Source organism: Nostoc sp. LEGE 12447, from assembly GCF_015206985.1.
Taxonomy (GTDB): Bacteria; Cyanobacteriota; Cyanobacteriia; order Cyanobacteriales; family Nostocaceae; genus Nostoc.
The window spans coordinates 16,751-41,481 of the sequence record NZ_JADEXT010000033.1 but is presented as its reverse complement, the minus strand read 5'-3'; the positions used below and the strand labels follow the sequence as shown (position 1 = coordinate 41,481).

The following is a 24,731-nucleotide window of genomic DNA, read 5'->3' as shown; positions in this document are numbered from 1 at the left end:
GTGAAAAATAGCTTACTTAAGAACGGTTTTTACAACTCAATAGCAGGATTAATCAAAATAGGGCTAGGCATACTAATTATCCCTATACTAATTCGCCTGTTGGGAATTGAAGAGTATGGACTATGGACTTTAGCTTCTGCTGTGGTGGTAATGGTTACTTTAGCTGAAGCGGGTCTTTCCACAGCCACAACTGTATTTGTTTCTCAAGACTTAGGAAAGAAAGATGTTGATGGACTGTCCCAAACCTTGACTGTCACTCTTGGGGTAATGTTGATATTGGCAACTTTAGCAGTAGTTGCTCTTTGGATGGGTGCTGAACCGATTATGAATTTATTTCCTAAATTGGGTCAGTTACAACAGTTAAAAGTTATACAAGCTATCAAAATTGGTGGGTTAGTAGTAGCAGCGCGATTGTTGCAACAAATTTTGATTGGTGTCGAACAAGCCCATCAGCGCTATGACTTGATGAATGTGCTTAATACAATGCAGTCCGTACTACTTAATGTCGGAATGTTGATTATAGTTTTGCTAGGAGGTCACACAGTCGAGTTAATGCAGTGGCAGGCTGGAATTGGTGTAGTGAGTTTGTTCAGTCATCTCTGGGTAGTGCGATCGATACTCCAAAATATGAACCTGCGTCTAAGTTGGAATCAACACAAAGCAGTAGCAGTAGGAAGCTACAGCTTAATGATGTGGTTAAATACATTGGGAAGTGTGCTTTTTAGTAGAGGCGATCGGCTAATTGTCGGTAGCTTGTTAGGTACCCAGGTGCTTGGAGTCTATGCAGGTATTACTGATATCACCGCACAAATCAACTCATTTTCTGCATTACCTGTACAACCTTTACTTCCAACTTTAAGCAATCTAATTGGACAGCAGAATGTTAATCAGCGTCAACTAGAACAGCAACTTAAACAAGCTACCCAAATCAATGGATTAGTTGCTTTAGGAATGGGAGCAACTCTCATAACACTTTCTCCATTAATTCTCAAACTATTATTTTCTGAGCAAACTGCAAGTCAATACTTAATTCTCTTTTGTATTGCAACAGGAATTTACGCACTTTATTCATGTCACGCAGTTGGCTACTACTCTTTATTAGGGACAAATGCAGTTAAGACTTGTGCATTGATTCAGCTACTAAGCAGTTTTGTGTCACTAGGATTAATTACCATTGGTGCTTATAATTTTGGCTTAACAGGAGCAATTTTAGGTAATTTTGGATATTTCACAGCCTTTCTAGTAACTGTATTTGGAATGAAACGATTATCTGTTTCTTATTATCTCTGGTTCAAATGGTTATGGTTTCCATTAATATGGTTTTTTATGGTTGTATTAGTAAACTTTAAGCTTCCAAATGATTATCTAGTAAGATATACAATATTAATGATGCAAACAACTATTATTCTGATATGGTTTGCTATTAGTAATAGCTACAACTTTTCAGCTATAAAAAATTATATTGCTGCTAAGAAATAAGGCTTATAGCTATATCCTAAAAAGGATTATTAAGTTAAGATAATTAAATCTTGTATTCATGTATCTAATATGAGATATTTGTATTTCAATGTTTAAATGCTGCACATTATAACAAGAGATAAGTAAATAATTATGGTATCTGTTATCAAAGAAAATATACAATTTCTAGCAAATAAAGTCTTAAAACCTTTTAACTTACGACTTGTTCGACTTGCTCAAGGTGTAGGTATGGACTTATGTTTGAAAGGGTTGGCTCAACGTGGTTATAGCCCTAAAGTAGTCCTAGATATTGGAGCTGCACAAGGTTGTTGGACGAAGTTAGGAATACAAAGTTGGCCAGATGCTGAGTATTTTATGATCGAGCCTCTTGAAGAGCGAGTACAAGCTTTACAGTCCCTGACCAATCAACATAATAATATTAAGTTTATTTTGGCTGCGGCTGGTTCTGAGCCTGGTACATTACAGATAGGTGTGACTAAAGATTTGGATAGTAGTAGTCTGATGTATTCTGGTACTGCCTCTCGTGAAGTACCAATTGTATCTATAGACAATCTATTTGACCAAGGAGTTATTAAACAACCAAATTTTATAAAACTTGACGTTCAAGGTTATGAATTCAAAGTTCTATCAGGAGCTAAAAAAGTCCTAAAATCTTCAGATTTTATATTACTAGAACTGCAATTATTTCAATTCTCATCTGAGATGATTTTACTGCATGAATCAATAGTATGGATGAATGAACAAGATTTTCAACCCTATGAAATTGTCAATGTTCTACGTAGACCATTGGATAATGCAATGGGACAATGTGATATTTTATTCATTCGTAAAGACCACTGGCTTTTGAAAAACCAAAACTGGTCTTGATACTTATTTGAGAATTTTAGATTAGTTGAAACCAAAAAGAGATTAAAATGCAAGCATATACAGAAAAATTCTACAATTATATTGACGACAATGCGTTACAAGGAAGCAAGCAAATTGTTCCTTTTGTGATGGAGTTAATTAAACCAAAATCAGTTGTTGATGTCGGCTGTGGTTTAGGTACGTGGCTAGCTGTCTTTCAGCAAAACGGAGTCGAAGAGATTTTAGGCATTGATGGTAATTTTGTAGATGTAAATAAGTTAAATATTCCCCAAGAATGTTTTCTCAAACACGATTTAGTAAAACCACTGGAATTCAAACGGGAGTTTGATTTAGTTGTATCTTTAGAAGTTGCGGAACATTTGCCAATTGAAAAGGCTGAGAGTTTTGTTAATATACTTGTTAATCTTGGTGCCGCTATTATCTTCTCCGCAGCCGTACCTAATCAACCTGGAACTAAACATATAAATTGTCAGTGGCCTAATTATTGGGCAAAAATCTTTAGTGAAAAGGGGTATATCGTATTTGATTGCTTCAGAATGAAGTTTTGGCAAAATCCAGATGTTCCTTGGTGGTATGCACAAAATATGTTTCTTTTTGTCAAGCAATCTTGTCTACACAATTATCCTTTTCTTGAGCAAAATTTTACTCCTCTCCATGAACCTCCGATTCCGATAATTCATCCCGATTTTTATTTGAAAGTACAGAATGGTATTTCCATAAACGAATCATCACTAGTACTAATGAAAGTTATATGGAGAATGATAAAAAATAAGCTTTCTTAGCCAATTTAACATCATGTTACTTGTGGAGGATTTTAGTTATGGATATTGTAATTTGTACTTATAACAATGCAGCTTTATTAGATCGTGTTCTCACAAAAATCTCATTACAGAAAGTTTCTAAAATCTATAATTGGTCAGTTTTAGTTGTAGATAATAACTGTACAGACGAAACTGCTGATATTGTCAACAAGCACATTAGTTCACGGCTAATCCCTAACTTGCGTAGGATAGTAGAGCAAAAACAAGGATTAACTCACGCCCGTTTATGCGGAATTAAAAATATAACTAGTGAATGGCTCGCTTTTGTTGATGATGATTGCCTTTTATCAGAAGACTGGATAGATAAAGCAATACAATTTGCTGCATGTCATCCAAATTGTGGTGCTTTTGGTGGCAAGGTAGTTCTCGATTGGGAAATAACTCCTTCGCCCATCCTTGTCAAACATTCAGGTAAATTTGCAGCCTATGAGCGCGGCGAAACTTCAAAACAATTAAATCGGCGTAATTACCAGATTCCAGGCGCAGGTTTAGTTATTCGTAGAACTGCCCTTGAGAAAAGTGGCTGGTTAGATAAACAATTACTCAACGATAGAGAAGGAAAAAAGTTAAGTGCAGGAGGAGATTCTGAGATAGTTTTACGAATTCTGAACGCAGGTTATCAACTGTGGTATACACCTGATTGTGTGCTCTACCATTTTATCCCCACAAAGCGCATATCAGAAACTTATCTTTTTAACTTAATGTATGGTTTTGGTGCCGCAGCTCCTTACATTGCTGCTATGCGTTGGAACCGTTCTTATTATATTTGGTTGATTGTATCTATTCTCCGAATTTTCAAAGGGTTTTTGCAAGTAATTGCTTGCTATATTAAAGCTTCAATTAATCCGAAAAATAAAGCAGAAGCATTAATCATGTGGAATTGGACTAAAGGTCAGATTTATAGTTTATTTACTATTATCAGAATGGATAAACAAGAACATATAATCTGGTTAAGCTTATTTCAAAAATCATTGAATACTTAAGTATAGAATTAGATAAAAATTAGATAATGAGTTTAAATTTATTAATTGTCAAAAGTAACTATCAAAAGTATATTTTGCTATTTGTTGGAATAATTATATGGCTAAAAATTCCGATAATTGGAGTTTTACCACTACTTTTATTTGTATTTCTCAATAGAAACTCAAAATCCTATAGTCTAGACAGCTTACTCAATAATTCTATACTTCTGCTAGTTGCAGTCACCGTCACTCTTTTCTGTTGTCTTATAGATATTCAAGCTGATACCGAGCAATATTTAATAGCATATCGAGATTGTAATGGTGATAATCCTATTGAATGTTTTCAGTCAGCCAATTTTCCATTTGAACCAGGATTTTATTTGCTTGCTTCTATATTATTTATTATTTGTAATGGTTCAGATTTCGGCTTCTTATTATTTTGGTCTTTTATTATTAATTTTCTGACATTTTTCGTAGTCTGTAAGGGGGTTTCAAAAAAATATTATGCTTTACTTATATTTTTTATTTTACTAAATCCGGCATTTTATCTTCAAGCATTTATAATGCGCCAATTCATGTCAAGTACTTTTTTTTTGTGTGCATTAGTTTCTAAAAAAAATAAGGTAACTTGTATATTATTCTTGCTTTTAAGTATTTTAAATCATTACTCTATACTCCTTTATTTACCTATAATAACCATGCAATTCGTTGATGTAAATAGCTTATTACATGGTAAATATTTTAATAAAATCATTATTTTACTTAAATATACCAGTATTAGTTTATTTGTATTTGGATTAATATATTCTGTGAATCAAGCTACTATCGCATCTCTCTTTGATAGAATTAGTAGTATTCCCCAACTTAGTTTCTTAGCTGCTAAAAGTTCATTTTTTGTAAAAAATCAATTGGCGAGTATAGGTTTTTTGGCTCATCTAGTGCTTGTAGCCTTTCTTGGTTATTTTTATATAAATTTATCACGAGATAATTACATTGGGACAAGTTTAAATTCTTGCCTTACTTTAGAAGAAAAACGTTTAGACTTAAGTATGTTATGTCTTTATGTATTGCAGTCAATTTTATTTTTATTTACCCGCAATCTTGATTACCTTCCTTTGAGATTGAGTCTTATACTTCTATCCTTTTTAGGAATTTTCTTCTATTTACCTTTAGAAAGAAAGAGTAACCTTAAACCACCAATAAAGTTTTTGTCTATGCTTACTTTAGTTACGTTATTGTTTAGTTACTTTATTTATTTTTTACAAGCTAACTCTCGTGCAAATCCTACATTTAATTACTTAGAAGGTCATATATTCACATCATCTATTATAGATTATATTGATCTGGCTATTTCTCGATGGTAAATAACTCCCTATAAGTTTAATAAATAATGCATAACCAAATTCAAGTTGACGTAATTACTCTAACAAAAAATTCTTCAAATTGTATACTTAAAACTTTGGATAGTGTTAGTATGCAAAATTATAAATACATAAATCACATTATTATTGATGGGAATTCAGCAGATGAAACAGTCGATATTGTCAACCAATATAATCATGAGAAACAAGTAACTATATTTCAGCAAAATGGTGTTGGAATTGCTAATGCTTTTAATATAGGATTAATGAAATCATCAGGCAATTTAGTGATTTTCTTAAATTCTGGGGATACTTTATTTAATGAAGTTGTAATTACTAAAATTGTAGATTCTTATATAAAACAAAAGTGGATTTGGGCATTTGGAGAAACTATTTCTATGAGCCGGAAGCAATACTTAAAAAGACATATTAAACAGTACAGTCAGTGGAATCAAAATTTATTCTTGTCTCGCAATCCTATCTGTCACCAGTCTACTATTTTCTCACAAAAACTTCTCCAGGAAGTCGGCTTATATGATGAGCGGCTAAATTTAGAAATGGATTATGATTTTAATATTAGAGCCTCCTTGATTGCTCAACCACACCTGCTCTATTTTCCAATTTCTTACTATGACACGACAGGTGTATCTTCTATAAAAGTCTTTAAACATTATAAGATACACAGAGAGTTACGTAAGAAATACTTTACACTATCTCCTATTAATAGCTTCAAAACTGATAGTTTGTGCTTTTTAAAAGCATGTATGCGCTTTATGATGATCCCGATGAAAATCTTCTTGTAATTTAATTTTTTATTTATCCAAAGTAAATTGAATATGATAGCTAAGTCTAATATGTTATTTGAACCTAGAGTCAAGACTTTTCCCTCTGTAACCGTAGCCATACCAACCTATAACGAGGTAAATTTTATAGAGAACCTGGTTTTAGGGTTTTTAAGAACAAATTATCCTAACCTAATCGAGATATTTGTAGCTGATGGTGGCAGCAATGATGGTACTCAAGAAATAGTCAAAAAACTTTCAGATAAAGACGCACGAGTTAAATTAATACACAATCCTGAAAAAATTCAATCGGCTGGTCTTAATTTAGTTCTGTCTGAATGTATCGGTGATGTTTTTATTAGAATTGATGCCCATTCGGACTATGCACCTGACTACATTGAAAGATGTGTCGAGGCTTTACTAGAATCAAAAGCTAACAATGTTGGTGGAGCGCAGCGTTTTGTTGCACAAACTTCCTTCCAAGCTGGTGTTTCCCTTGCATCAAAAAGTTTTCTTGGTAATGGTGGAGCTAAATATAGAAATCCCAACTATACAGGTTATGCGGATACAGTTTATTTAGGGTGCTTCTGGAAAAAGAGTTTACTAGAGATACAAGGCTATAATATCGAAGCAAGTTCTAATGAAGATGCTGAATTAAACTTGAGATTAAAAAAGGTATTTGATACAACACAAATTACTAACCAAGATGCTGAATTAAATCAAAGATTAATTTCCCACAATAAACAAGCAATATATATTGACTCCAAAATTCGTGCCTGGTACTACCCTCGAAAAAACTGGAAGTCCTTGTTTATTCAATATTTTAGATATGGCAGAGGTCGCTATTTAACGAGTACAAAACACAAACTCAAATCGCAGTTAAGAGGTTTATTACCTTTTGTATTTATATCTACTGTAATTTTACTTCTGATTGTTGATTTACTGTTTCCCAATCTAGGTCTACCTATAGAAATATTAGTTATAATAGGTTTATTTTTGCCTTTTTTAGAGAGTTTACGAGTTAATTTGGTATATTGGAAAAGCTTTTCTGCCGAAATTTGGCGAGGTAATGAAGATAAAATACCATCATTTTTTAGCCGTTGGTTATTTTGTGGTGTTACTTTATTAAGTATGCCGATTGCTCACTTTTCTGGATATACATATCAATTATTTCGCCAGAAAATTATGGGAGTAAGAACTTGGTAAATTATATATTGGTTAATCAATTAAGATGCAATCGCACTTTTTATTTCTTTGCAGAGCTTCTAATTTTCTATCCTCTAACTCAAAGCGATGCCTCCAAATCTATTATCGAATACGCTAATTTTTGCAACGCCATAAAATTACCCTTCTATGCAAAAAGCTTGAAGTATTTACTGTTTTATTGATTTGGAAAATCTTTAATCTTATCAAAGCATCTTTTACATCCCAATTTGATATAGACGAACTTCGTAAGCCTCTAAAATAGTACTGAAACCTGCCTCAGCAGATAGTTTAGCAATAGGATTTTGATTAAAAGTAACTAATTTATTAGCTAATTTTTGAGGTAGTTTTACGGTGAGATTAATCTGAGTATCATTGTGATTAACAGCTATCATCACAAAATTTTTAGTATTAGGAATAGAGAATAATTTAACTTCTATATCTGAGTGATTTACTTGTACTTGATTATTTGAATCTTCCCCTCTAACAATTGCAGGAACATAATCTCGAAATTCCTGAATAGTAGGATACAAAACTGACTCATTCCAGAAATGTGAAGAGAGGTAGTGCGTCCAAAATAGCAGCCCATCTGCCCCTGTAAGGACTGATAAGTAAAACATATAGCGAAATTCTCTTTTTGTTGGTAGTCGTTTTTTAAACTGATTTTTGCTATAAGCCTGTAGTACGTTCCAAAATTTTTTCTTTTTAACATAAGCTAGAGAAATTACTTTATACAGTGCCTTTCGGTAAGATAATACCCATTCAAATTCTGAAACTCCCTCCTCGCAAGGATAGCGATCCCACATCAGTATATCCATTGTATCGGCGTAAGATTCAATTTTTTTAATGTCAGCAAAGACTAAAGCAACTGGCTTAGAATTATCTTCTTCCTTAATAGCTTGGTATATCTTTTTTAATAAATCTGGAGAGAGCGGTGTAGGTTTTTTAATCTCTGGTTCATCATACAGATACCAACCATAAACGGAAGGATGATTTTTATAAGTACGAATAAAATGTTTTACCCCTAAGATATTTTCTGATTCAACCAGGGGACGATAAATCTCTAATAAAACTTTTACTCCTGCTTTCTTAGAAGTATCCAGAAATGCTTGAATTTTTTCCTTGTCTGCTTCTCCTACATAAGGTATTAATAGATCAATTCCTTTAGAAGATACTTGGGTTGAAACATCAATATTGTAAATGTGGTCATACCAGCCCAAGAAGAAGGGTAAATTCCGTTTCCGATTAACTGTTAAATATTTGGTGGTATTGAAACTCAAAAGAATGCAGCTAGTACTAGCTATTACGAAACCAGGAATCAAGCCTATAAATTTACGTCGCTTTATCAGCATGAAATACCAAATTTAATAATACACTTAATTAAATGTCGCATTGATTAGTTTGGCAATATTTGGCATTATCTATAAACTCTTGCAACTTATTCAAGGGAATTATCTGGAATGATGACCCACCTTGCACCGCCGCCGTGATGTAAGCAAACTTTTGTCCACGATAAAACTGGTCACGTCCAACCTTGGTGGCATACCGAGACTTCTGGAAGTCATTAGCAATATTAGAATTATAAATATTTTGTAACAGTTTCACCGCTTTGGCATTTTTTGTGGTGAATTTGATGCTTGAGTCACCACTCACGGTTATTCCTTCTTTGGTCACTGTCCCATTTTCTTCAGTGACATCAGCATAAAAGTATAATTTTCCTTTTGTTCCCTCGTAGCCGTGGGCTTCACTGTTGTATCTCAAAGTTGGTAGTTGCGAACGAGTCTTTGCCCACTTAACAACGGTGTTGATGTTCTGCTCTGGAAGCGCATTTGCAGGAGTGACAGCTAAAATAACTGCGATCGCAGACAGGGCAACCTTGAATAAATAGTTAAATTTAGAACTTTTGTGCATAGTATTTTCCCGTTAAAGAATACTGATAGCTAATGCTAAAAAACACCGCAATTTAAGAATTATTTCCAGGGCGGGGTTATTTTGTAATATTCAGTTATCAGTAGCAAAAACAACTTAACATCGACTAATGACTACTGTCCACAGATCATTGCTGAAGGAAATTTAGTTTCAACTAAGATTTTGTAACATTTGCAATAATCGTAGAATGGATACTGCCCAAACATCAAAATAGAGGTTTTTAGCATCAGTAGACCATACCTAGCTTATTTCTGAGTTACAAAACTTAGATTTGATCTCAGCCAAACAAGAGTATGTACTCTTGAGACTGGATGTATCTAAGCTACAGGTTCTACACACTTCTTAATAAACCAGCCTTGAGAACGCAAAACGTTCTAATCTAAAAGCTAACTGGGTTAATTTACTGGCAGTTTTGCAGGCAATACTCTCAAGCTCATAAAGCACAGAGACACCGATGTGTCAACCCTCAAAGCGACCCAGATTTAACATATATAACGATTATGATGGGAGTTTTACAAAGCCGATGAGTGTTAAGGCGAGTGGTGGAAGCTCAGTTGCGCGTCCGCAACTATATCAAACCCTAGCTGTAGCGACAATTACCCAAGCCGAGCAGCAAGACCGCTTTTTGGGAAGTGGTGAACTAGATGAACTGGCAAGCTATTTTGCATCTGGTGCAAAGCGTTTAGAGATTTCCCAGACGCTTACAGATAATGCCGAGATTATTGTGTCTCGCGCTGCCAACCGGATTTTTGTCGGTGGTTCGCCAATGGCTTTTTTAGAAAAGCCCAGAGAAGCAGAACTAGTAACTGCTGGTGGTGGTGCTAATGTTCAGCAAGGGATGCAACTAGGAACTGTAACCTACGTTGAAAGTCGTGGCGGGTTCCTAGAAAATTTACGATCAATATTTAACTCATCCCCCAGTGGTCCAGTACCCGCAGGTTTCAGACCAATTAACATTGCTCGTTATGGCCCCAGCAATATGGCCAAGAGCTTACGGGATTTATCCTGGTTCTTGCGCTACGCTACTTATGCGATCGTTGCTGGCGACCCCAACATCATAGCGGTGAACACACGGGGTTTGCGGGAAATAATTGAAAATGCCTGCTCTGGTGAAGCAACGCTGGTAGCTTTGCAAGAAATCAAAGCCGGATCGCTTTCCTTTTTCCGCAAGGATGCTGAGGCTACAGCAATTGTGTCTCAGTATATGGATGTTTTGTTAACAGAATTCAAAGCAGCCACACCTTCAAATAAAGTCCGTCAACGTCCCTCTAGCGACCAGCAAGGGTTGCAACTGCCGCAAATTTACTTTAATGCAGCAGAACGCCGTCCCAAGTTTGTGATGAAAACTGGGTTGTCAGCTAGCGAAAAAAATGAAGTCATCAAAGCAGCATATCGGCAAATTTTTGAGCGCGACATTACCCGTGCTTATAGCTTGTCCATATCTGACTTAGAATCCAAGGTGAAAAATGGCGACATCTCCGTGAAGGAGTTTGTTCGTCGTCTAGCTAAATCTCCCCTTTACCAAAAACAGTTTTACCAGCCTTTTATTAACAGCCGAGTCGTCGAACTTGCTTTCCGCCACATTTTAGGGCGGGGGCCAAGTAGCCGGGAAGAAGTGCAAAAATACTTCTCGATTATTTCTAATGGTGGTCTGCCAGCCCTGGTAGATGCCTTAGTAGATTCTGCTGAATACGGCGACTATTTTGGTGAAGAAACAGTACCTTACCTCCGGGGTCTGGGACAAGAAGCACAAGAATGTCGCAACTGGGGACCGCAGCAAGACCTGTTTAACTACAGTGCGCCTTTCCGCAAAATACCTCAGTTTATTACCACATTTGCTGCTTACGAACAGCCACTACCAGACCAACATCCTTACGGTTCTGGTAATGACCCCTTAGAAATTCAGTTTGGCGCGATTTTCCCGAAAGAAACTCGCAACCCCAGCACCCGTCCGGCCCCTTTTGGCAAAGATACCAAACGCATCCTGATTCACCAAGGGGCAGGGATTAATAACCAAAATAGTAATCCCAAAGCACGGGGTGAAGCTCCTGGTACTCTTGGGCCCAAGGTGTTCAAATTAGACCAACTACCTGGTACAAGAGGTAAAAAGGCTGCCAAAAATTCTAGCGTCAGATTCTCCGAAAGCTCAACACAAGCAGTGATTAGAGCTGCTTATCTGCAAGTTTTTGGTCGCGATCTTTACGAAGGTCAGCGCCCGAAGGTATTAGAAATTAAGCTGGAAAACGGCGACATCTCTGTACGTGAGTTTATCCGTGCTTTGGCTAAGTCTGATGTATTCCGCAATCTGTACTGGTCATCGCTCTATGTTTGTAAAGCGATCGAGTATATTCACCGCCGCTTGTTGGGTCGTCCGACTTATGGTCGTCAAGAAATCAACAAGTACTTTGACATTGCTTCCAAACAAGGCTTTTACGCCGTCGTTGATGCCATCATTAACAGCGTAGAATACAGCGAGGCATTTGGTGAAGATACAATTCCTTACGAACGGTATCTGACTCCCGGTGGTGTATCAGGGCGGCAATTGCGCGTTGGTAGCATTCGTGAAGATGTTGCTGCAAAAGTTCAGAAGGAAGTAACGCCAAGCTTTGTGACATTGGGTACAGTCACAGAAAAACGGTCAGAACCAGATATTCAGTTCCGTATTAACCAAGGTGTTAGCAAGCAACGCGAACAAACCAAAATCTTCAAACTGGTTTCCAATACCAGTGACAAAGTTGCAGTAAAAACCTTGATTAGCGCTGCCTATCGTCAGATTTTTGAGCGCGATATTGCACCCTACATCGCTAAAAATGAATTTACGGCGTGGGAAAGCAAGTTGGGTAACGGCGAAATCAGTGTGAAGGAATTTATTCAAGGTTTGGGCTACTCTAACCTCTACCTGAAAGAATTCTACACACCCTACCCCAACACCAAAGTGATTGAGTTGGGAACAAAACACTTCTTGGGACGTGCGCCATTAGACCAGGCAGAAATACGTAAGTATAACCAAATTTTGGCTACTCAAGGGATTCGTGCCTTTATTGGTGCTTTGGTAGATAGTGTGGAATATAACCAGGTATTTGGTGAAGATACGGTTCCTTACCGTCGCTTCCCAACCCTACCTGCGGCAAACTTCCCGAATACCGAGAAGCTGTACAACCAGCTGACCAAGCAAAATGATGACGTAGTTGTGCCTAGCTTTAAACCTGTGCAAGCACGTGTAGGAGTTAGTAACGATACGACACTTTTGACGCAGGCGATCGCAGATATAGCAGCCCAAACAAACGGTATCAACAAGAGCAAGCCCGCTTTTGCTGAACTGGGTCGTTCCTACAACGATGGTAGCGGACAACCCGTAGAACTGGGTGTGCGTAAACATGCACGCATTTACCGTCTAACAGAAACCGCAAACCAAGCCGAAACACAACAGGCAATCAACGCCATTTACTGTCAGGTATTGGATGTATTTAGCGGTGAAGTGCCTGATAATTTCCGCCGTACTGACCTAGACAACAAACTCCAGAATGGTGAAATTTCCGTGCGGGAGTTTGTGCGTGAGCTGGCTAGTTCCGAAATCTATCGTCAGCGCTTCTTGTCACCTTATCCTCATGCCAAGGTCATTGAGTTCCTTTTCCGTCACCTGTTGGGGCGTACACCCGCAGATCAGGAAGAAATTCGCCAGTATAACCAGCTGCTAGCTGATAGTGGTTTGTCGGCTGCTGTAGAAGCAATAGTCGAAAGCCCAGAATATAGCCGCTACTTCGGTGAATATGTTGTGCCTTACAACCGCTTCCCATCTTTGCCAATAGGTAATTACTTAGGCAGTGTACAGGCGGCTGAGTAGAGATTGAACACTGGGGACTTGGGACTGGGAATTTAATTTTTTCCCAATTCCCAATTCTCCTTTGTAACCTTTCGTAATATCACTCTCAGATTACAGCTAAAACAGGGAATTCTGAAAGGTAATATTACAAAGTGTTAAGAGCAGTCATAAATGCTCAACAGAATGCCGGAAAATGTTTTGCGGAAGGTAACTGAGTTTAAAAGCTTGTGTACTTGTGTTGACTCAAGAAAACTCGTAATTAATTAGCCGTAGCAGTTATCAAACTGTTGTGTCTAAAAGAACGAGAGAACAAACTCAGTAAACCAAATTTAGAGTCTCACCAGTTTAATCAAATCCTGGTTTCATTTGTATTGGAGGAATCCATTAATGAGTATCGTCACGAAAGCTATCGTGAATGCTGACGCAGAAGCTCGCTACCTCAGCCCTGGTGAATTGGATCGGATCAAATCCTTTGTTGCCAGTGGTGAACGCCGCGTGCGGATTGCTCAAATTTTGACAGAAAATCGTGAGCGGCTGGTTAAGCAAGCTGGCGATCAATTGTTCCAAAAGCGTCCTGATGTTGTGTCTCCTGGTGGTAACGCTTACGGTCAAGAATTGACTGCTACTTGTCTGCGTGACCTAGATTACTACCTCCGCCTCGTTACCTACGGTATCGTTGCTGGTGATGTTACACCGATTGAAGAAATTGGTGTTATCGGTGCCCGTGAACTGTACAAGTCCTTGGGAACCCCTATTGATGGTGTTGCTGAAGGTATCCGTGGACTGAAGAATGTAGCTACTACATTGCTGTCTGGTGATGATGCTTCTGAAGCTGGTACCTACTTCGATTACCTAGTTGGTGCCCTGCTATAGGGTGATGCTGTTTCCCTGCCGAAACAGAAGTATTGCAATACGGTTGGAAATAAGGAATTAACAACATGGCTCAAGACGCAATTACCGCTGTCATTAACTCCGCAGACGTTCAAGGTAAATACTTAGACAGCTCTGCTTTAGAAAAACTAAAAGGCTACTTCGCTACTGGCGAACTGCGGGTACGTGCTGCTAGCACCATCAGCGCTAACGCTGCTGCGATCGTCAAAGAAGCTGTAGCAAAATCTTTGCTATACTCTGACATCACCCGTCCCGGCGGCAACATGTACACCACCCGCCGCTATGCTGCTTGCATCCGTGATTTGGACTACTACCTCCGCTATGCCACCTACGCTATGTTAGCTGGCGATCCTTCCATTTTGGATGAGCGTGTATTAAATGGCTTGAAAGAAACCTACAACTCCTTAGGAGTTCCCGTTGGTGCTACCGTGCAAGCTATCCAAGCAATCAAGGAAGTAACTGCTAGCTTGGTTGGTTCTGACGCTGGTAAGGAAATGGGCGTTTACTTAGACTATATCTCTTCTGGCTTAAGCTAAGAGCTAGTTTGCGCTTAAGAATTTAGGTGCGGCTTTATTAAGGTCTGGAAATCAACCGTGAGTGCTAGAACGTTATATTGCTTATCTTGGTAAATTATCAGTGATGAGTGTTGGTGGTCTAGTATTGATGTTTGATTTCCAGCCTTGGAATGATTAAAAGATTTGCACTCAAGATTTTGAGATAAAAAAAGTTTTCACAAAGTTTACAGGAGATTTTCAAAATATGTCCCGTTTGTTTAAAATTACTGCTCTAGTTCCCAGCCAAACCCGAATTCGTACCCAACGCGAACTGCAAAATACTTACTTCACTAAGCTAGTTCCCTATGAAAACTGGTTCCGTGAACAACAACGTATTCAAAAAGCAGGCGGCAAAATTATCAAAGTGGAACTGGCAACTGGTAAGCAAGGTGCTAATACTGGCTTGTCGTAATTTTGTAAATAGAATATTATTTTAGGGAATTGGTAAGAGGTTGAAAAAGACCTCTTTTTTGTTGAGAATTAATATTACAAAAAATCTGTTTTCTATTTCGGAAAATTAGACTATCGCAAAATTTATGAATCTAGGTCTATGGGTGATAAAAATTGATAAAGAGGTCTAATACCAGACCTCTTTTTTTATTACTTAGGGCTTACTGAATAGAAGTGTAATATAGACCAGATAAGGGTTTTAAGCCTTTTTCAAACAAACAAGTGCAAGGTTATAACATTGAGAGTCTCAAAACCCTTGCACAATCGCTAGCGATCGCTGGGTAAATTTGGAAACTGAGCGATGAAACAACTATTTTGTCAGATGTGTAGCTTCTAGATTTGCTTGAGAGACTTATTCAGCAAGCCCTACTTATATTTCTGAAAGTTAAGAGTTGAACATTTCTATAAGGCGATAACCACGAGTATATAGCGGAACTGGAGCGCCAGAATTCTGTTTTTTCCTGGCTTGTTCACAACTTTCATCAAACACAATTAGCGTTTCTTGACCAACTTTTAGCCAGTCTTCATAAGGCACGCTCATATCTTCTTCAACACCACCAAGACTAGGTGCTACCATTAACCGGTAGGCTTCATTGAATTTCCTCCGAAACCGGAAATCTACAGAAATTCTTAGACCTTCAGTTTTCCTTCTTACTGTTTGGTGCAATCCACGAGCATCATTAAAGTACATCGTGCCATGTTGCAGTTGTGCTTCTGTATAGGAGACAACCATTGGAACATCCCGGCCTTCATCGAAGTCTGACATCACTTGCATAGACTGTAGTTCAATCTCGCGCGGCATCTCACCTGCTTCAATGGTTATATTATCGATGTCGCCAAATAGTGGCAGAACTACTACAGTCGCATCAGCAGCAACACCTGCCCAGACATCACTATGGCATTTTGAGCTAGCGAAGGGCAAACTCAATTTTTTTGCATCAATTTTACCATAAACTATGCGGAGATTGACTGGTAAATCTACTGCATCAATCAGTTCATTTGCTCCTAGTTGGTAGAAAGCCTCAGCTACACTTTTTTGAAAGAGGTTAAATGCTAAAGTATGTTCTCGCTTGGGCATCAAAAGACCAGTACCGGTGTAGTTCGGTAATGTATTTCTTGCTTCCAATAGTCGTTCCAGCATTTCAGCTTCTGAAAGAATTATGTGACTATTCAGACACGCTGAAATATAACCAGCAGCAGCAATGCGGATCTGCTGGAACAACTCAGCCTTTAATGTGTGTTCAAACAATAATCGGTACTGTCGTCTTGTAGCAATTTTATCAGCAAGCTCATCAAAGAGTCGATCTCCAAGTTGAGAGTATGCGATCGCCCGATCGTATTCTACGCGATCGCCCACTACTGACTTGGCTAACAGTTCTTCTAACATGATCTCTTCCAAGGTTATTCTAAATTATTTAAATCACTCATACATCCCAAGCCATTTCATTTTAAAAACGATCTGACTATTACAACCTAACAAGATTATTCTCCTTATACTTCGTAAAATATACTGTTTACTTTCTATTTTTTATCTTGATTTAAAGAGTTAATTTTAACCAGATTAGTAAAGTATATGTAAAGGTAAGGTTTAAACCTCAAAGTATTTATGTGTGAAATAGGCATTAACTAAGTATTCCGAAAACTTCATGAAGCCTAATTATATTAAACTTTTTATATTTAAAGAAATTAAAAAGTTTAGAATATTTGAACTAGGTTATATCTTGAAACCTATGCTTTTTTAACACAAAATTAACCAGAAAACAAAAATCAGTAAAATCAACATTAGCATTAAATTAGCAAAATGTTAAAACATATACAGTATTTAATTCTTACTAAACTCCGATTGGTTAAAAGCAACATAAATCTAATATAAATAGATAGTTAAAAATGTCAAATAATCACAAAGACTCAACTATAAACTTATACAATCACACAGCATCAGACTGGATTAGAGGAGAACCTAGTTCTCTCTCAGACTTTACAGCACGCCCTTCTGTACTAGAGCTTTGTGAGCCTGTTAGTGGACTGCGAGTAGTTGATATAGGTTGTGGAGAAGGTTATTGCAGTCGAGAATTACATAGGCGTGGTGCTGCACAAGTATATGGAATAGACCTTTCCCAAGGCATGATTGAAGCCGCAAAGTTGCAAGAAGTAGAACATCCTTTAAGTATTAGCTACGAAGTAGGATGTGCTACCAATCTCAAGCAGTTTGATGATGGCGAAATTGACTTAGTTGTTGCAGTATTTCTATTTAACTATTTGACAATTTCTCAAACCCAAGAATGTATGGCAGAAGTTGCACGCATTCTTCGTCCCGGCGGTCGATTTGTATTTAGCGTTCCCCATCCATCTTTTCCATATATGCGGGAGGCAGCATATCCGTTTTATTTTCAAGTTGAGGGTGCAGGCTATTTCAGTAAGCGAGATCAGCAGTTTCCTGGTCGTATTTGGAAACGAGATGGCTCCTGGTTAAATGTCCAATTGATTCACAAAACTCTTGAAGATTATTTTAATGCCCTTAGAATTGGTGGCTTTAATACTATGCCAATTTTACAGGAATTGCGTGTAACTTCAGAACATATCGCAGTAGACAAATCATTTTTTAGCCCCTTACTTGACCAACCACTTCATCTAGCCCTACAAATATTACGATGACACAGACATCTTCTTTAGTGATAAATTCCTTCCGTGAAATAACGGTTAATCATCCTCTATGGAGCCATGAATTCCTAATCCGTTGTCGAACTGGAAATTTATTTTTACCAGACGTACAGATACTAGCTGTTCAGATGTACAAATTCTCCAAAGAATTTAATCGGATTTTAGCTAGCATCTTATCTTGTTGCGAAGATGAAAGTAGTCAGTTAGTCATCTTAGAAAACCTCTTTGACGAAATGGGACAAGGAGATATAACTCAGTCCCACCCAGAGTTGTTTCGTCAATTTACCCGCGCCCTTGGTATCGACGACGAAACTTTGGCAGCACTACCCACTGCACCTGAAACTTGTGCCCTGATTGAAACTTACTTGCAGATACCACATAAATATGGCTACTTAGCTGCACTGGGTGCTGTCTGTTATGCTTCCGAAGGGATTGTTAGCTCACTCTACACGCAACTATATAAAGGAATTATTGGTGCTACTCCCTTACCCAAAGAAGCCCTGATCTTTTTTGAAGTCCATATTGATGTAGATGATAGTCATGCAGCAAAGCTAGCAGCAGTGATTGAACCTCGAATTACCATGAATGAGGAGGATATCAAGGTAAAACTGGCTATTGTAGAAGCTATGGATGCGCGTGTCCAATTTTTTAATGGAATTCAGCGTCAAATCTCTAAATACAGCTTGTATCCTGATTCATGGGTGCATTTTGATGCATTGCTGTAGTATTGTGTCAAGTTTAAATTGATGGGTAAACAAGTTTGTAGTAAGCACTAAAGTCCTTACTACAAATCCTCAAAACTAGCAAAGCAATAAGTAAAAATACGGTTGTAGCAATGAGGATTTGTAGCATTAGAATACAAACAGTTTTACTTGTTTTTTTGGGATTTTAAATCTGTAAATAAAGCATTTTCAAAGTATAACTACAGAAAATTTTGTCATTAAAATAATCTTTTTAAGAAATTAGTTGTCGAGTCTTGGGCAAATTCACAAAGCAAAATTAGGTGTAGTCATCAGGAGGCTTCCATGTACGGTTTAGTGAACAAGGCGATTCAAGACATGGTATGCAGTCGTTTTGGCGAAGAGACTTGGAAACAAATTAAGCACAAAGCAGAGGTGGACATAGATGTTTTCCTCAGTATGGAAGGCTATCCCGATGACATCACCCACAAGTTGGTAAAAGCAGCTAGTGTCGTTCTAAGTTTATCTCCCAAACAAATTATGCAAGCCTTTGGGGAATTCTGGGTTCAGTACACAGCCCAAGAAGGCTATGGTGAAATGCTGGACATGAGTGGAGATACATTGCCTGAGTTTTTAGAAAACCTCGACAATCTTCATGCTCGTGTAGGAGTTAGCTTTCCTAAACTCCAGCCCCCATCATTTGAGTGTACTGATATGGAGGAAAATTCTCTAAGTTTACACTATCGTTCTGATCGAGAAGGGCTAACTCCAATGGTTATTGGTCTAATCAAAGGATTGGGAACAAGGTTTGATACAGAAGTTCATATTACCCAAACCCAGAATCGGGATGAAGGTGCTGAACATGATGAATTTTTAGTGATTTATAAACCAAATTGAGTGTAGCAGCATGGCTCCTCCTCACCTTACGCTTTCACCAGAGTTATTGGCGAAAGCTTTTCCCTTCCACTTTGCATTTAGCCGTAATCGTGAAATTGTACAAACTGGTGAGGTCTTGGGACGCATTAGTCCTGAGCCATTAGTTGGTAAATTGATTGAGCAACATTTTCAAATTAACCGTCCAAAGATTCTGATTGATTTTGATGCTATTAGTAAGCAGCCTCGTGCCCTATTTATTTTAGAGTTTCTTCACAATGGAATGCAGCTCAAGGGTCAGATGATGTATCAACCAGAGGAGGAGGTAATATTTTTTTTAGGTTCTCCCTGGATTACAGATACAACTAGCTTGGCTCCTTTGGGTATCAAACTCAAAGACTTTGCGATTCACGACCCAATAGTTGATTTTCTGTTTTTACTACAATCTCAAAACACCGCTTTGGGTGATGCCAAAAAGTTAACAAGCGAACTGAAACAACAAAGGGCACAACTGCGGAGTGCGCTGCAAATTAAGGAGAATCTAGCGGAAATTGCTGAGGCTCAGGCTAAAAGATTGGAAAAATCCCTCCGGGAGCTACAGCAAACTCAAGCCCAATTGGTTCAGGCTGAGAAAATGTCCAGCCTTGGGCAGTTGGTTGCAGGAGTTGCTCACGAAATTAACAACCCCGTTAACTTTATTTACGGGAATTTAAAATATACAAAAGATTATACACAGTGTTTGCTAAAGCTTGTGCTTCTTTACCAGCAATTTTATGCCAATCCTGTGCCAGAAATTAAAGAATGCATTAATGAAATCGAATTAGATTTTTTACTAGATGATTTGCCCAAAATTTTAGATTCGATGCAAGTAGGAGCCGAAAGGATCTCTGAAATTGTCTTGTCTCTGCGGAACTTCTCTCGTCTTGATGAAGCAGGAATGAAAAAGGTTGATATTCACCACGGACTAGATAGTACCTTGCTGATTTTACAGAATCGGTTTAAGAATAGCGTAGATCATCCTGAGATCAAAGTAGTTAAAAACTATGGAAACTTGCCTTTGGTAGATTGCTACGCCGGACAACTCAATCAAGTGTTCATGAATATTATCAGTAATGCCATCGATGCACTCGAAAGCCATAACGATAAACGCGCGATCGCAGAAATTCTTGCCAGTCCGAATATAATTACAATTATTACAGAAGTCATTGAAACGAACTGTGTTATCCGAATTGCTGATAATGGTTCAGGAATGACAGAAGCAGTTAAGGAACGACTGTTTGATCCATTTTTCACAACTAAGCCTGTGGGTAAGGGTACAGGACTAGGTTTGTCAATTAGCTATCAAATTGTAGTTGAAAAACATGGGGGAACACTGAAATGTGTATCAGAACCCGGGCAGGGCACTGAATTCTGGATTGAAATTCCCCTCTCTATGGACACACAAGCAGTTGATTGCGTCAAATCGTTGAGTTATGTTTTATGAATTATGAGAATTAAGAAATGCTTGCACTGGGAGAGAAGCACTAACCATTTATTTTTTAACTCTCTGAATTCTCAATTGTTTTTAAAACTACTGCGTTTAATGTATAAAATATTGTTTTAGTTTACGTGTAGTGATGCCATCTCTATGGGATGGTAAGCATAGCTTGTTTCGTCTAAGGGTATGGCATTCATAGCCAACCAAATTTGTCAAAAATATTTAACTAACGGTGTATTGAAGTTAACAACTCTAAGATTTATGGTTGCAAAGCTTACTTATGAGTTATAAGTTATGATTTATGAGTTTTATTTCTAACTCCTAATTCCTAACTTTTTACCTGTACTGCTCGTGAATCTACGCCGCCTGATTCCAATTTTTGATAGTTCAGTCTCCAACTGGGCACTAGAAGCGCGTTTGTTGCGCTGGTTAACTTTGATTTGGCTGTTTGTCGGCTTGATAATGCTATTTTCAGCATCCTATCCCGTCGCTGACGCACGTCAGAGTGATGGACTGTACTACTTTAAGCGTCAACTACTTTGGGTCTTAGTTTCTTTAATCGGATTTAATATTATTGTTAATTTGCCGTTGCAGAAAATTTTGGGAGTATCCCATTGGTTTTTGTTGCTGTTTTTGGCATTAATTTTCGTCACACTAATCCCAGGATTGGGAAAAAAGGCTTTTGACGCAGCCCGTTGGATTGCGATCGGGCCAATTCCTATTCAACCTTCAGAATTAATTAAACCCTTTTTGGTGCTGCAAAGTGCGCGGCTTTTTGGTCAGTGGGAACGTATCAGTTGGCGGGTTCGCTTTGCTTGGTTGGGTATTTTTGGTTTGGTACTTTTAGGAATTCTTGCCCAGCCCAACTTAAGTACAACAGCACTTTGCGGTATGACTATTTGGCTAATTGCTCTCGCGGCTGGCTTACCTTACAAGTACCTGGGAGGAACAGCAATTGGCGGAGTAATGTTGGCGATACTCAGTATTAGCATAAAAGAGTATCAGCGTAAGCGGGTGATGTCATTCCTCAATCCTTGGGCCGATGCTACAGGAGATGGCTACCAGTTGGTGCAAAGTCTACTAGCTGTGGGTTCTGGTAAGACTTGGGGAGCCGGGTTTGGGCTTTCTCAACAAAAACTGTTTTATTTACCCATTCAGGATACCGATTTTATTTTTGCCGTGTTCGCTGAGGAGTTTGGCTTTGTTGGCAGTATGGTGTTGTTAGCACTTTTAGCTACATTCGCCACCCTCGGATTAATTGTGGCGCTGAAGGCTAAAAATATAGTGCATCGATTAGTAGCGATCGGCGTGACGATTTTGATGATAGGACAATCACTGCTCCATATTGGTGTGGCTACAGGTTCTCTACCAACTACAGGCTTACCTTTACCCATGTTTAGTTATGGTGGTAATTCTATGATTGCTAGCTTAATAGCTGCTGGGTTGCTGATTCGGGTAGCACGCGAGAGTAATGAAGCTGAGGTAGTACCGTTACGAAAACCCCTGTTTCAAAATGGGCGAAGACATCGAGGTTTTCAGAAAAATAAGAATTGAGTTAGTTGGAAATAGGGCAAGCAACCTTTCACAGCCTATTTAGAATGTGCCTAAGAGCCTGATAAAATTTACCTGAGAGGTAAGGGGCTTTGAAATGGGTTAGGTGGAATTGGGTTAATGCTAGGTATAGGAGTAGGTACTACTTTTTTGAGGACTGTGATTACAAATCCTTTTTGCTGGGGTGGTTGCTTATTAGATATATCATTAACTTGCAGCGTGATTTGAGGTGGGAAGGCTAGATTAACTGGAAACTGCTTTGAGTCACTTAATGCAACTTCATCGCCGTATGGCAAAAGTTTAACTTGAATATTTTCTTTTTCCCCTTCTACTCTCCAACTTAGGGTAGCAGTTGTTCCTTCATTGAGAACCAGATTTGGTTGATCGCTACCGTTGATTGTGAAAGAAACAATCCTAAATGGTTTTGGTAAAATTTCTATTTTAGATTCAGTCTTTTTAAAACTAGTTTTTTGACTTCCATTAGAAAAAGCTTTGATTTGAAAGGCAAATTTTCCTGCTTTATATGCAGGTATAGGAATATTTATACATCGTAGCTCTTGATTTTGTTGTGTACATAGCTTTTTAAGCTTAGGGTCTGTAAGATTACCTTGATTAATTTTATAAGTAATTGGTTCGCCGTAAGATGTTTCATCATCTGCACTGCCACCAATTTGAATTTGTTGCAGCAGTAATGGACGTGCGATAGTCCAACTTAAAAGAATATTTTGACCTTTTGTATACTGTGGTTTATCTGTTTGAAAATGAACAACTTCAGCAATTGGTTTCTCAGCTATTTCTACTTGGGTTGTTTGGGTTGCTACTTGATTAGTTCGAGAAAATAATTGTATACCATTTTGATAAGAGGCTTGTAACTGAAAAGTGTAATTTCCTTTTGTTTTCACTCCAGTTTTGACGTTACTACAAATAAGCTCTTGTCTTTCTTGTATCTGACAAAGAGGTGTACTTCCCTTACCCAGTGCTTCAGGAATGCCATTGCTAAAGTCATAAATAATAGGCTCAATGGGTTGGGAACCTTTAGCCGTCAGAACCAACTTTTGCAATTGTTTATAGTGGTGAATCTCCCAGTTCAAAGCAACCTCATCACCTTCAGTAATTTGAGAGTCTTTTGCACTAAAATTTTCTAATTTCAAAGGATCGGGATTTAAAATTCGCCAAAGGATAAATCCTATTCCTCCTAATAATCCCAAAATTGCCAAAATTAACAGAATAAATTGCCACAAAGGACGGGGTTTCCATACCAAGCTGCCTTGAGGCAATGTGTTAGGTAGGGGTAAATTTTTTTGGTCTTTGATGTCGAGTTGAAAGTTAACCACTAACCCTGCCCCAAACCACGGTTTACGCCACCAAGGTCTGGGTTTGACCGTCAAGTTGGCCACAGCACTTCTATTCGGTAATAATCTTATTTCAGTCGGATCAAATTTGTAAGTATATAGTTCTTCTTCGTCTCGACTTTTTAAGCTTAATATCAGTTCGCGGACAATATTACCCTGGTTTGCTAGTGATAATTCATATTTGCCTAGACTACGGCTAACTTGTCCCAAAATCGTATGAAGTTCTATATCTAAGCGATAATTTGTCGGAATTTGAATGTACACCAAGTCTAGCAGTACTAAATCGGGAGAGTTCTCCGAATACAAGCGGATTGTCGGAGAATAGCTTCCTGCGAGTGTATCTCCAGGTGGGTGAAATTTCAACAATATTTGACCTTTAGTGCCAGGGTTGAGTTCTAGGGCAGTAGCTTCCGACACCAATCCAGAACCCTCGTATCCACTTGCGGGGTAATTAATTGTGAACCAGTCTTCGTCTAAGTCGGGACAACTCAAACGGAACCTATCGACAAGATAAGAGCGATTATCAACTATAACCTCTACTTGCAGAGGCTCACTAGGATTGAAAATTAGCGGCTTGTTGGGGTTGGTGTTAGGTCTAATGGAAAATGTCGGGTCATTCACCCGAATTGCAGTCTGTTCTTGTAGCAGAACCTTAATTTGGTTTGGGAAGGTTATGGGTGTATCTTGAGGATAATGTAGAGGTGAATCTACGACTAATGTATAGTCATAGGTTCCGGGAAGAGTGTTTGCGGCAATTTGAAACTCAAATTTTACTTCGTCGCTATTCTGTTGGGAAGCTAATGCTAAACTTTCTCTGGGAGAACTAGACCAACCGGTTAAATTTTGAAATACTTCGTCAAAAACAAAATGTAAGTCAATAACCGCATCTTGGTCTCCTTGATTGATTACAACAACATAGAGTTCAATGGTATCTCCTGGCATTCCAAATTGAATTCCAGGTGGGTTGATAATAACTTGCAGTGGATTGAATTTAGCTTGCATGTCATTGACTCTC

20 protein-coding genes are annotated in these 24,731 nt (G+C 38.1%); 16 read left to right on the top strand and 4 right to left on the bottom strand.

The features are described 5' to 3' along the window. From IQ274_RS26375 to IQ274_RS26345, 7 genes are all read left to right on the top strand, one after another. Positions 1 to 1,479, top strand: coding sequence for a lipopolysaccharide biosynthesis protein (locus IQ274_RS26375; protein ID WP_194143968.1), 1,479 nt, complete (start codon positions 1 to 3; stop codon positions 1,477 to 1,479). Between the two features lie 132 nt (positions 1,480 to 1,611). Continuing rightward, entirely contained in the window at positions 1,612 to 2,346 is a 735-nt protein-coding gene (locus IQ274_RS26370) for an FkbM family methyltransferase (RefSeq protein WP_194143949.1), read from the top strand. A 47-nt stretch (positions 2,347 to 2,393) separates the two neighbouring features. Further along, positions 2,394 to 3,128: a methyltransferase domain-containing protein gene (locus IQ274_RS26365; protein ID WP_194143948.1), complete on the top strand. Its 735-nt coding sequence runs from the start codon at positions 2,394 to 2,396 to the stop codon at positions 3,126 to 3,128. 38 nt (positions 3,129 to 3,166) lie between these two features. Further along, positions 3,167 to 4,150, top strand: coding sequence for a glycosyltransferase (locus IQ274_RS26360; RefSeq protein WP_194143947.1), 984 nt, complete (start codon positions 3,167 to 3,169; stop codon positions 4,148 to 4,150). A 26-nt stretch (positions 4,151 to 4,176) separates the two neighbouring features. Further along, positions 4,177 to 5,493 carry an EpsG family protein gene (locus IQ274_RS26355; protein ID WP_194143946.1) on the top strand — a complete coding sequence of 439 codons (1,317 nt, stop codon included), beginning with the start codon at positions 4,177 to 4,179 and terminating at the stop codon, positions 5,491 to 5,493. A gap of 26 nt (positions 5,494 to 5,519) precedes the next feature. Then, a complete protein-coding gene (locus IQ274_RS26350; RefSeq protein ID WP_194143945.1) occupies positions 5,520 to 6,293 on the top strand; it encodes a glycosyltransferase in 774 nt (257 codons plus the stop codon). Positions 6,294 to 6,326: 33 nt separating this feature from the next. Further along, complete coding sequence (locus IQ274_RS26345; RefSeq protein ID WP_194143944.1) at positions 6,327 to 7,478, top strand: glycosyltransferase family 2 protein; 1,152 nt, start codon at positions 6,327 to 6,329, stop codon at positions 7,476 to 7,478. A gap of 215 nt (positions 7,479 to 7,693) precedes the next feature. On the opposite strand, the gene IQ274_RS26340 is transcribed toward IQ274_RS26345, so the two are convergent. Together IQ274_RS26340 and IQ274_RS26335 are read right to left on the bottom strand one after the other, a co-directional pair. Beyond that, positions 7,694 to 8,755, bottom strand: coding sequence for a glycoside hydrolase family 2 TIM barrel-domain containing protein (locus IQ274_RS26340; protein ID WP_228058378.1), 1,062 nt, complete (start codon positions 8,753 to 8,755; stop codon positions 7,694 to 7,696). Positions 8,756 to 8,855: 100 nt separating this feature from the next. Continuing rightward, entirely contained in the window at positions 8,856 to 9,386 is a 531-nt protein-coding gene (locus tag IQ274_RS26335) for a hypothetical protein (RefSeq protein WP_163934289.1), read from the bottom strand. Between the two features lie 541 nt (positions 9,387 to 9,927). Here IQ274_RS26335 and IQ274_RS26330 point away from each other — a divergent pair. From IQ274_RS26330 to IQ274_RS26315, 4 genes are all read left to right on the top strand, one after another. Continuing rightward, positions 9,928 to 13,248 carry a phycobilisome rod-core linker polypeptide gene (locus tag IQ274_RS26330; protein WP_228058382.1) on the top strand — a complete coding sequence of 1,107 codons (3,321 nt, stop codon included), beginning with the start codon at positions 9,928 to 9,930 and terminating at the stop codon, positions 13,246 to 13,248. A 366-nt stretch (positions 13,249 to 13,614) separates the two neighbouring features. Next, positions 13,615 to 14,100: an allophycocyanin subunit alpha gene (apcA, locus tag IQ274_RS26325; RefSeq protein ID WP_012411145.1), complete on the top strand. Its 486-nt coding sequence runs from the start codon at positions 13,615 to 13,617 to the stop codon at positions 14,098 to 14,100. 65 nt (positions 14,101 to 14,165) lie between these two features. Then, the gene (gene apcB, locus IQ274_RS26320) at positions 14,166 to 14,654 is read left to right on the top strand and encodes an allophycocyanin subunit beta (protein ID WP_069068902.1); all 489 of its coding nucleotides are present in this window, start codon (positions 14,166 to 14,168) and stop codon (positions 14,652 to 14,654) included. A 223-nt stretch (positions 14,655 to 14,877) separates the two neighbouring features. After that, complete coding sequence (locus IQ274_RS26315; RefSeq protein WP_012411143.1) at positions 14,878 to 15,084, top strand: phycobilisome linker polypeptide; 207 nt, start codon at positions 14,878 to 14,880, stop codon at positions 15,082 to 15,084. Positions 15,085 to 15,507: 423 nt separating this feature from the next. Here IQ274_RS26315 and IQ274_RS26310 read toward each other — a convergent pair whose 3' ends face one another. Further along, complete coding sequence (locus tag IQ274_RS26310) at positions 15,508 to 16,509, bottom strand: hypothetical protein (RefSeq protein WP_194143942.1); 1,002 nt, start codon at positions 16,507 to 16,509, stop codon at positions 15,508 to 15,510. Positions 16,510 to 17,009: 500 nt separating this feature from the next. Between IQ274_RS26310 and IQ274_RS26305 the strand changes: the two genes are divergently transcribed. From IQ274_RS26305 to IQ274_RS26285, 5 genes are all read left to right on the top strand, one after another. Continuing rightward, entirely contained in the window at positions 17,010 to 17,777 is a 768-nt protein-coding gene (locus IQ274_RS26305) for a class I SAM-dependent methyltransferase (protein WP_163934297.1), read from the top strand. Then, entirely contained in the window at positions 17,774 to 18,508 is a 735-nt protein-coding gene (locus IQ274_RS26300; protein ID WP_194143941.1) for a TenA family transcriptional regulator, read from the top strand. The genes IQ274_RS26305 and IQ274_RS26300 overlap by 4 nt, the downstream gene beginning before the upstream one ends. A 300-nt stretch (positions 18,509 to 18,808) precedes the next feature. Beyond that, entirely contained in the window at positions 18,809 to 19,360 is a 552-nt protein-coding gene (locus IQ274_RS26295; protein WP_163934303.1) for a heme NO-binding domain-containing protein, read from the top strand. Between the two features lie 10 nt (positions 19,361 to 19,370). Beyond that, entirely contained in the window at positions 19,371 to 20,819 is a 1,449-nt protein-coding gene (locus IQ274_RS26290) for a sensor histidine kinase (RefSeq protein ID WP_163934306.1), read from the top strand. Between the two features lie 345 nt (positions 20,820 to 21,164). Then, complete coding sequence (locus tag IQ274_RS26285) at positions 21,165 to 22,367, top strand: FtsW/RodA/SpoVE family cell cycle protein (protein WP_163934309.1); 1,203 nt, start codon at positions 21,165 to 21,167, stop codon at positions 22,365 to 22,367. 68 nt (positions 22,368 to 22,435) lie between these two features. Here the strand turns inward: IQ274_RS26285 and IQ274_RS26280 are convergent, their stop codons facing one another. Beyond that, positions 22,436 to 24,718 (bottom strand): hypothetical protein, encoded by a 2,283-nt coding sequence (locus IQ274_RS26280; RefSeq protein WP_194143940.1) that lies wholly within the window; start codon positions 24,716 to 24,718, stop codon positions 22,436 to 22,438. Positions 24,719 to 24,731: the final 13 nt, after the last annotated feature.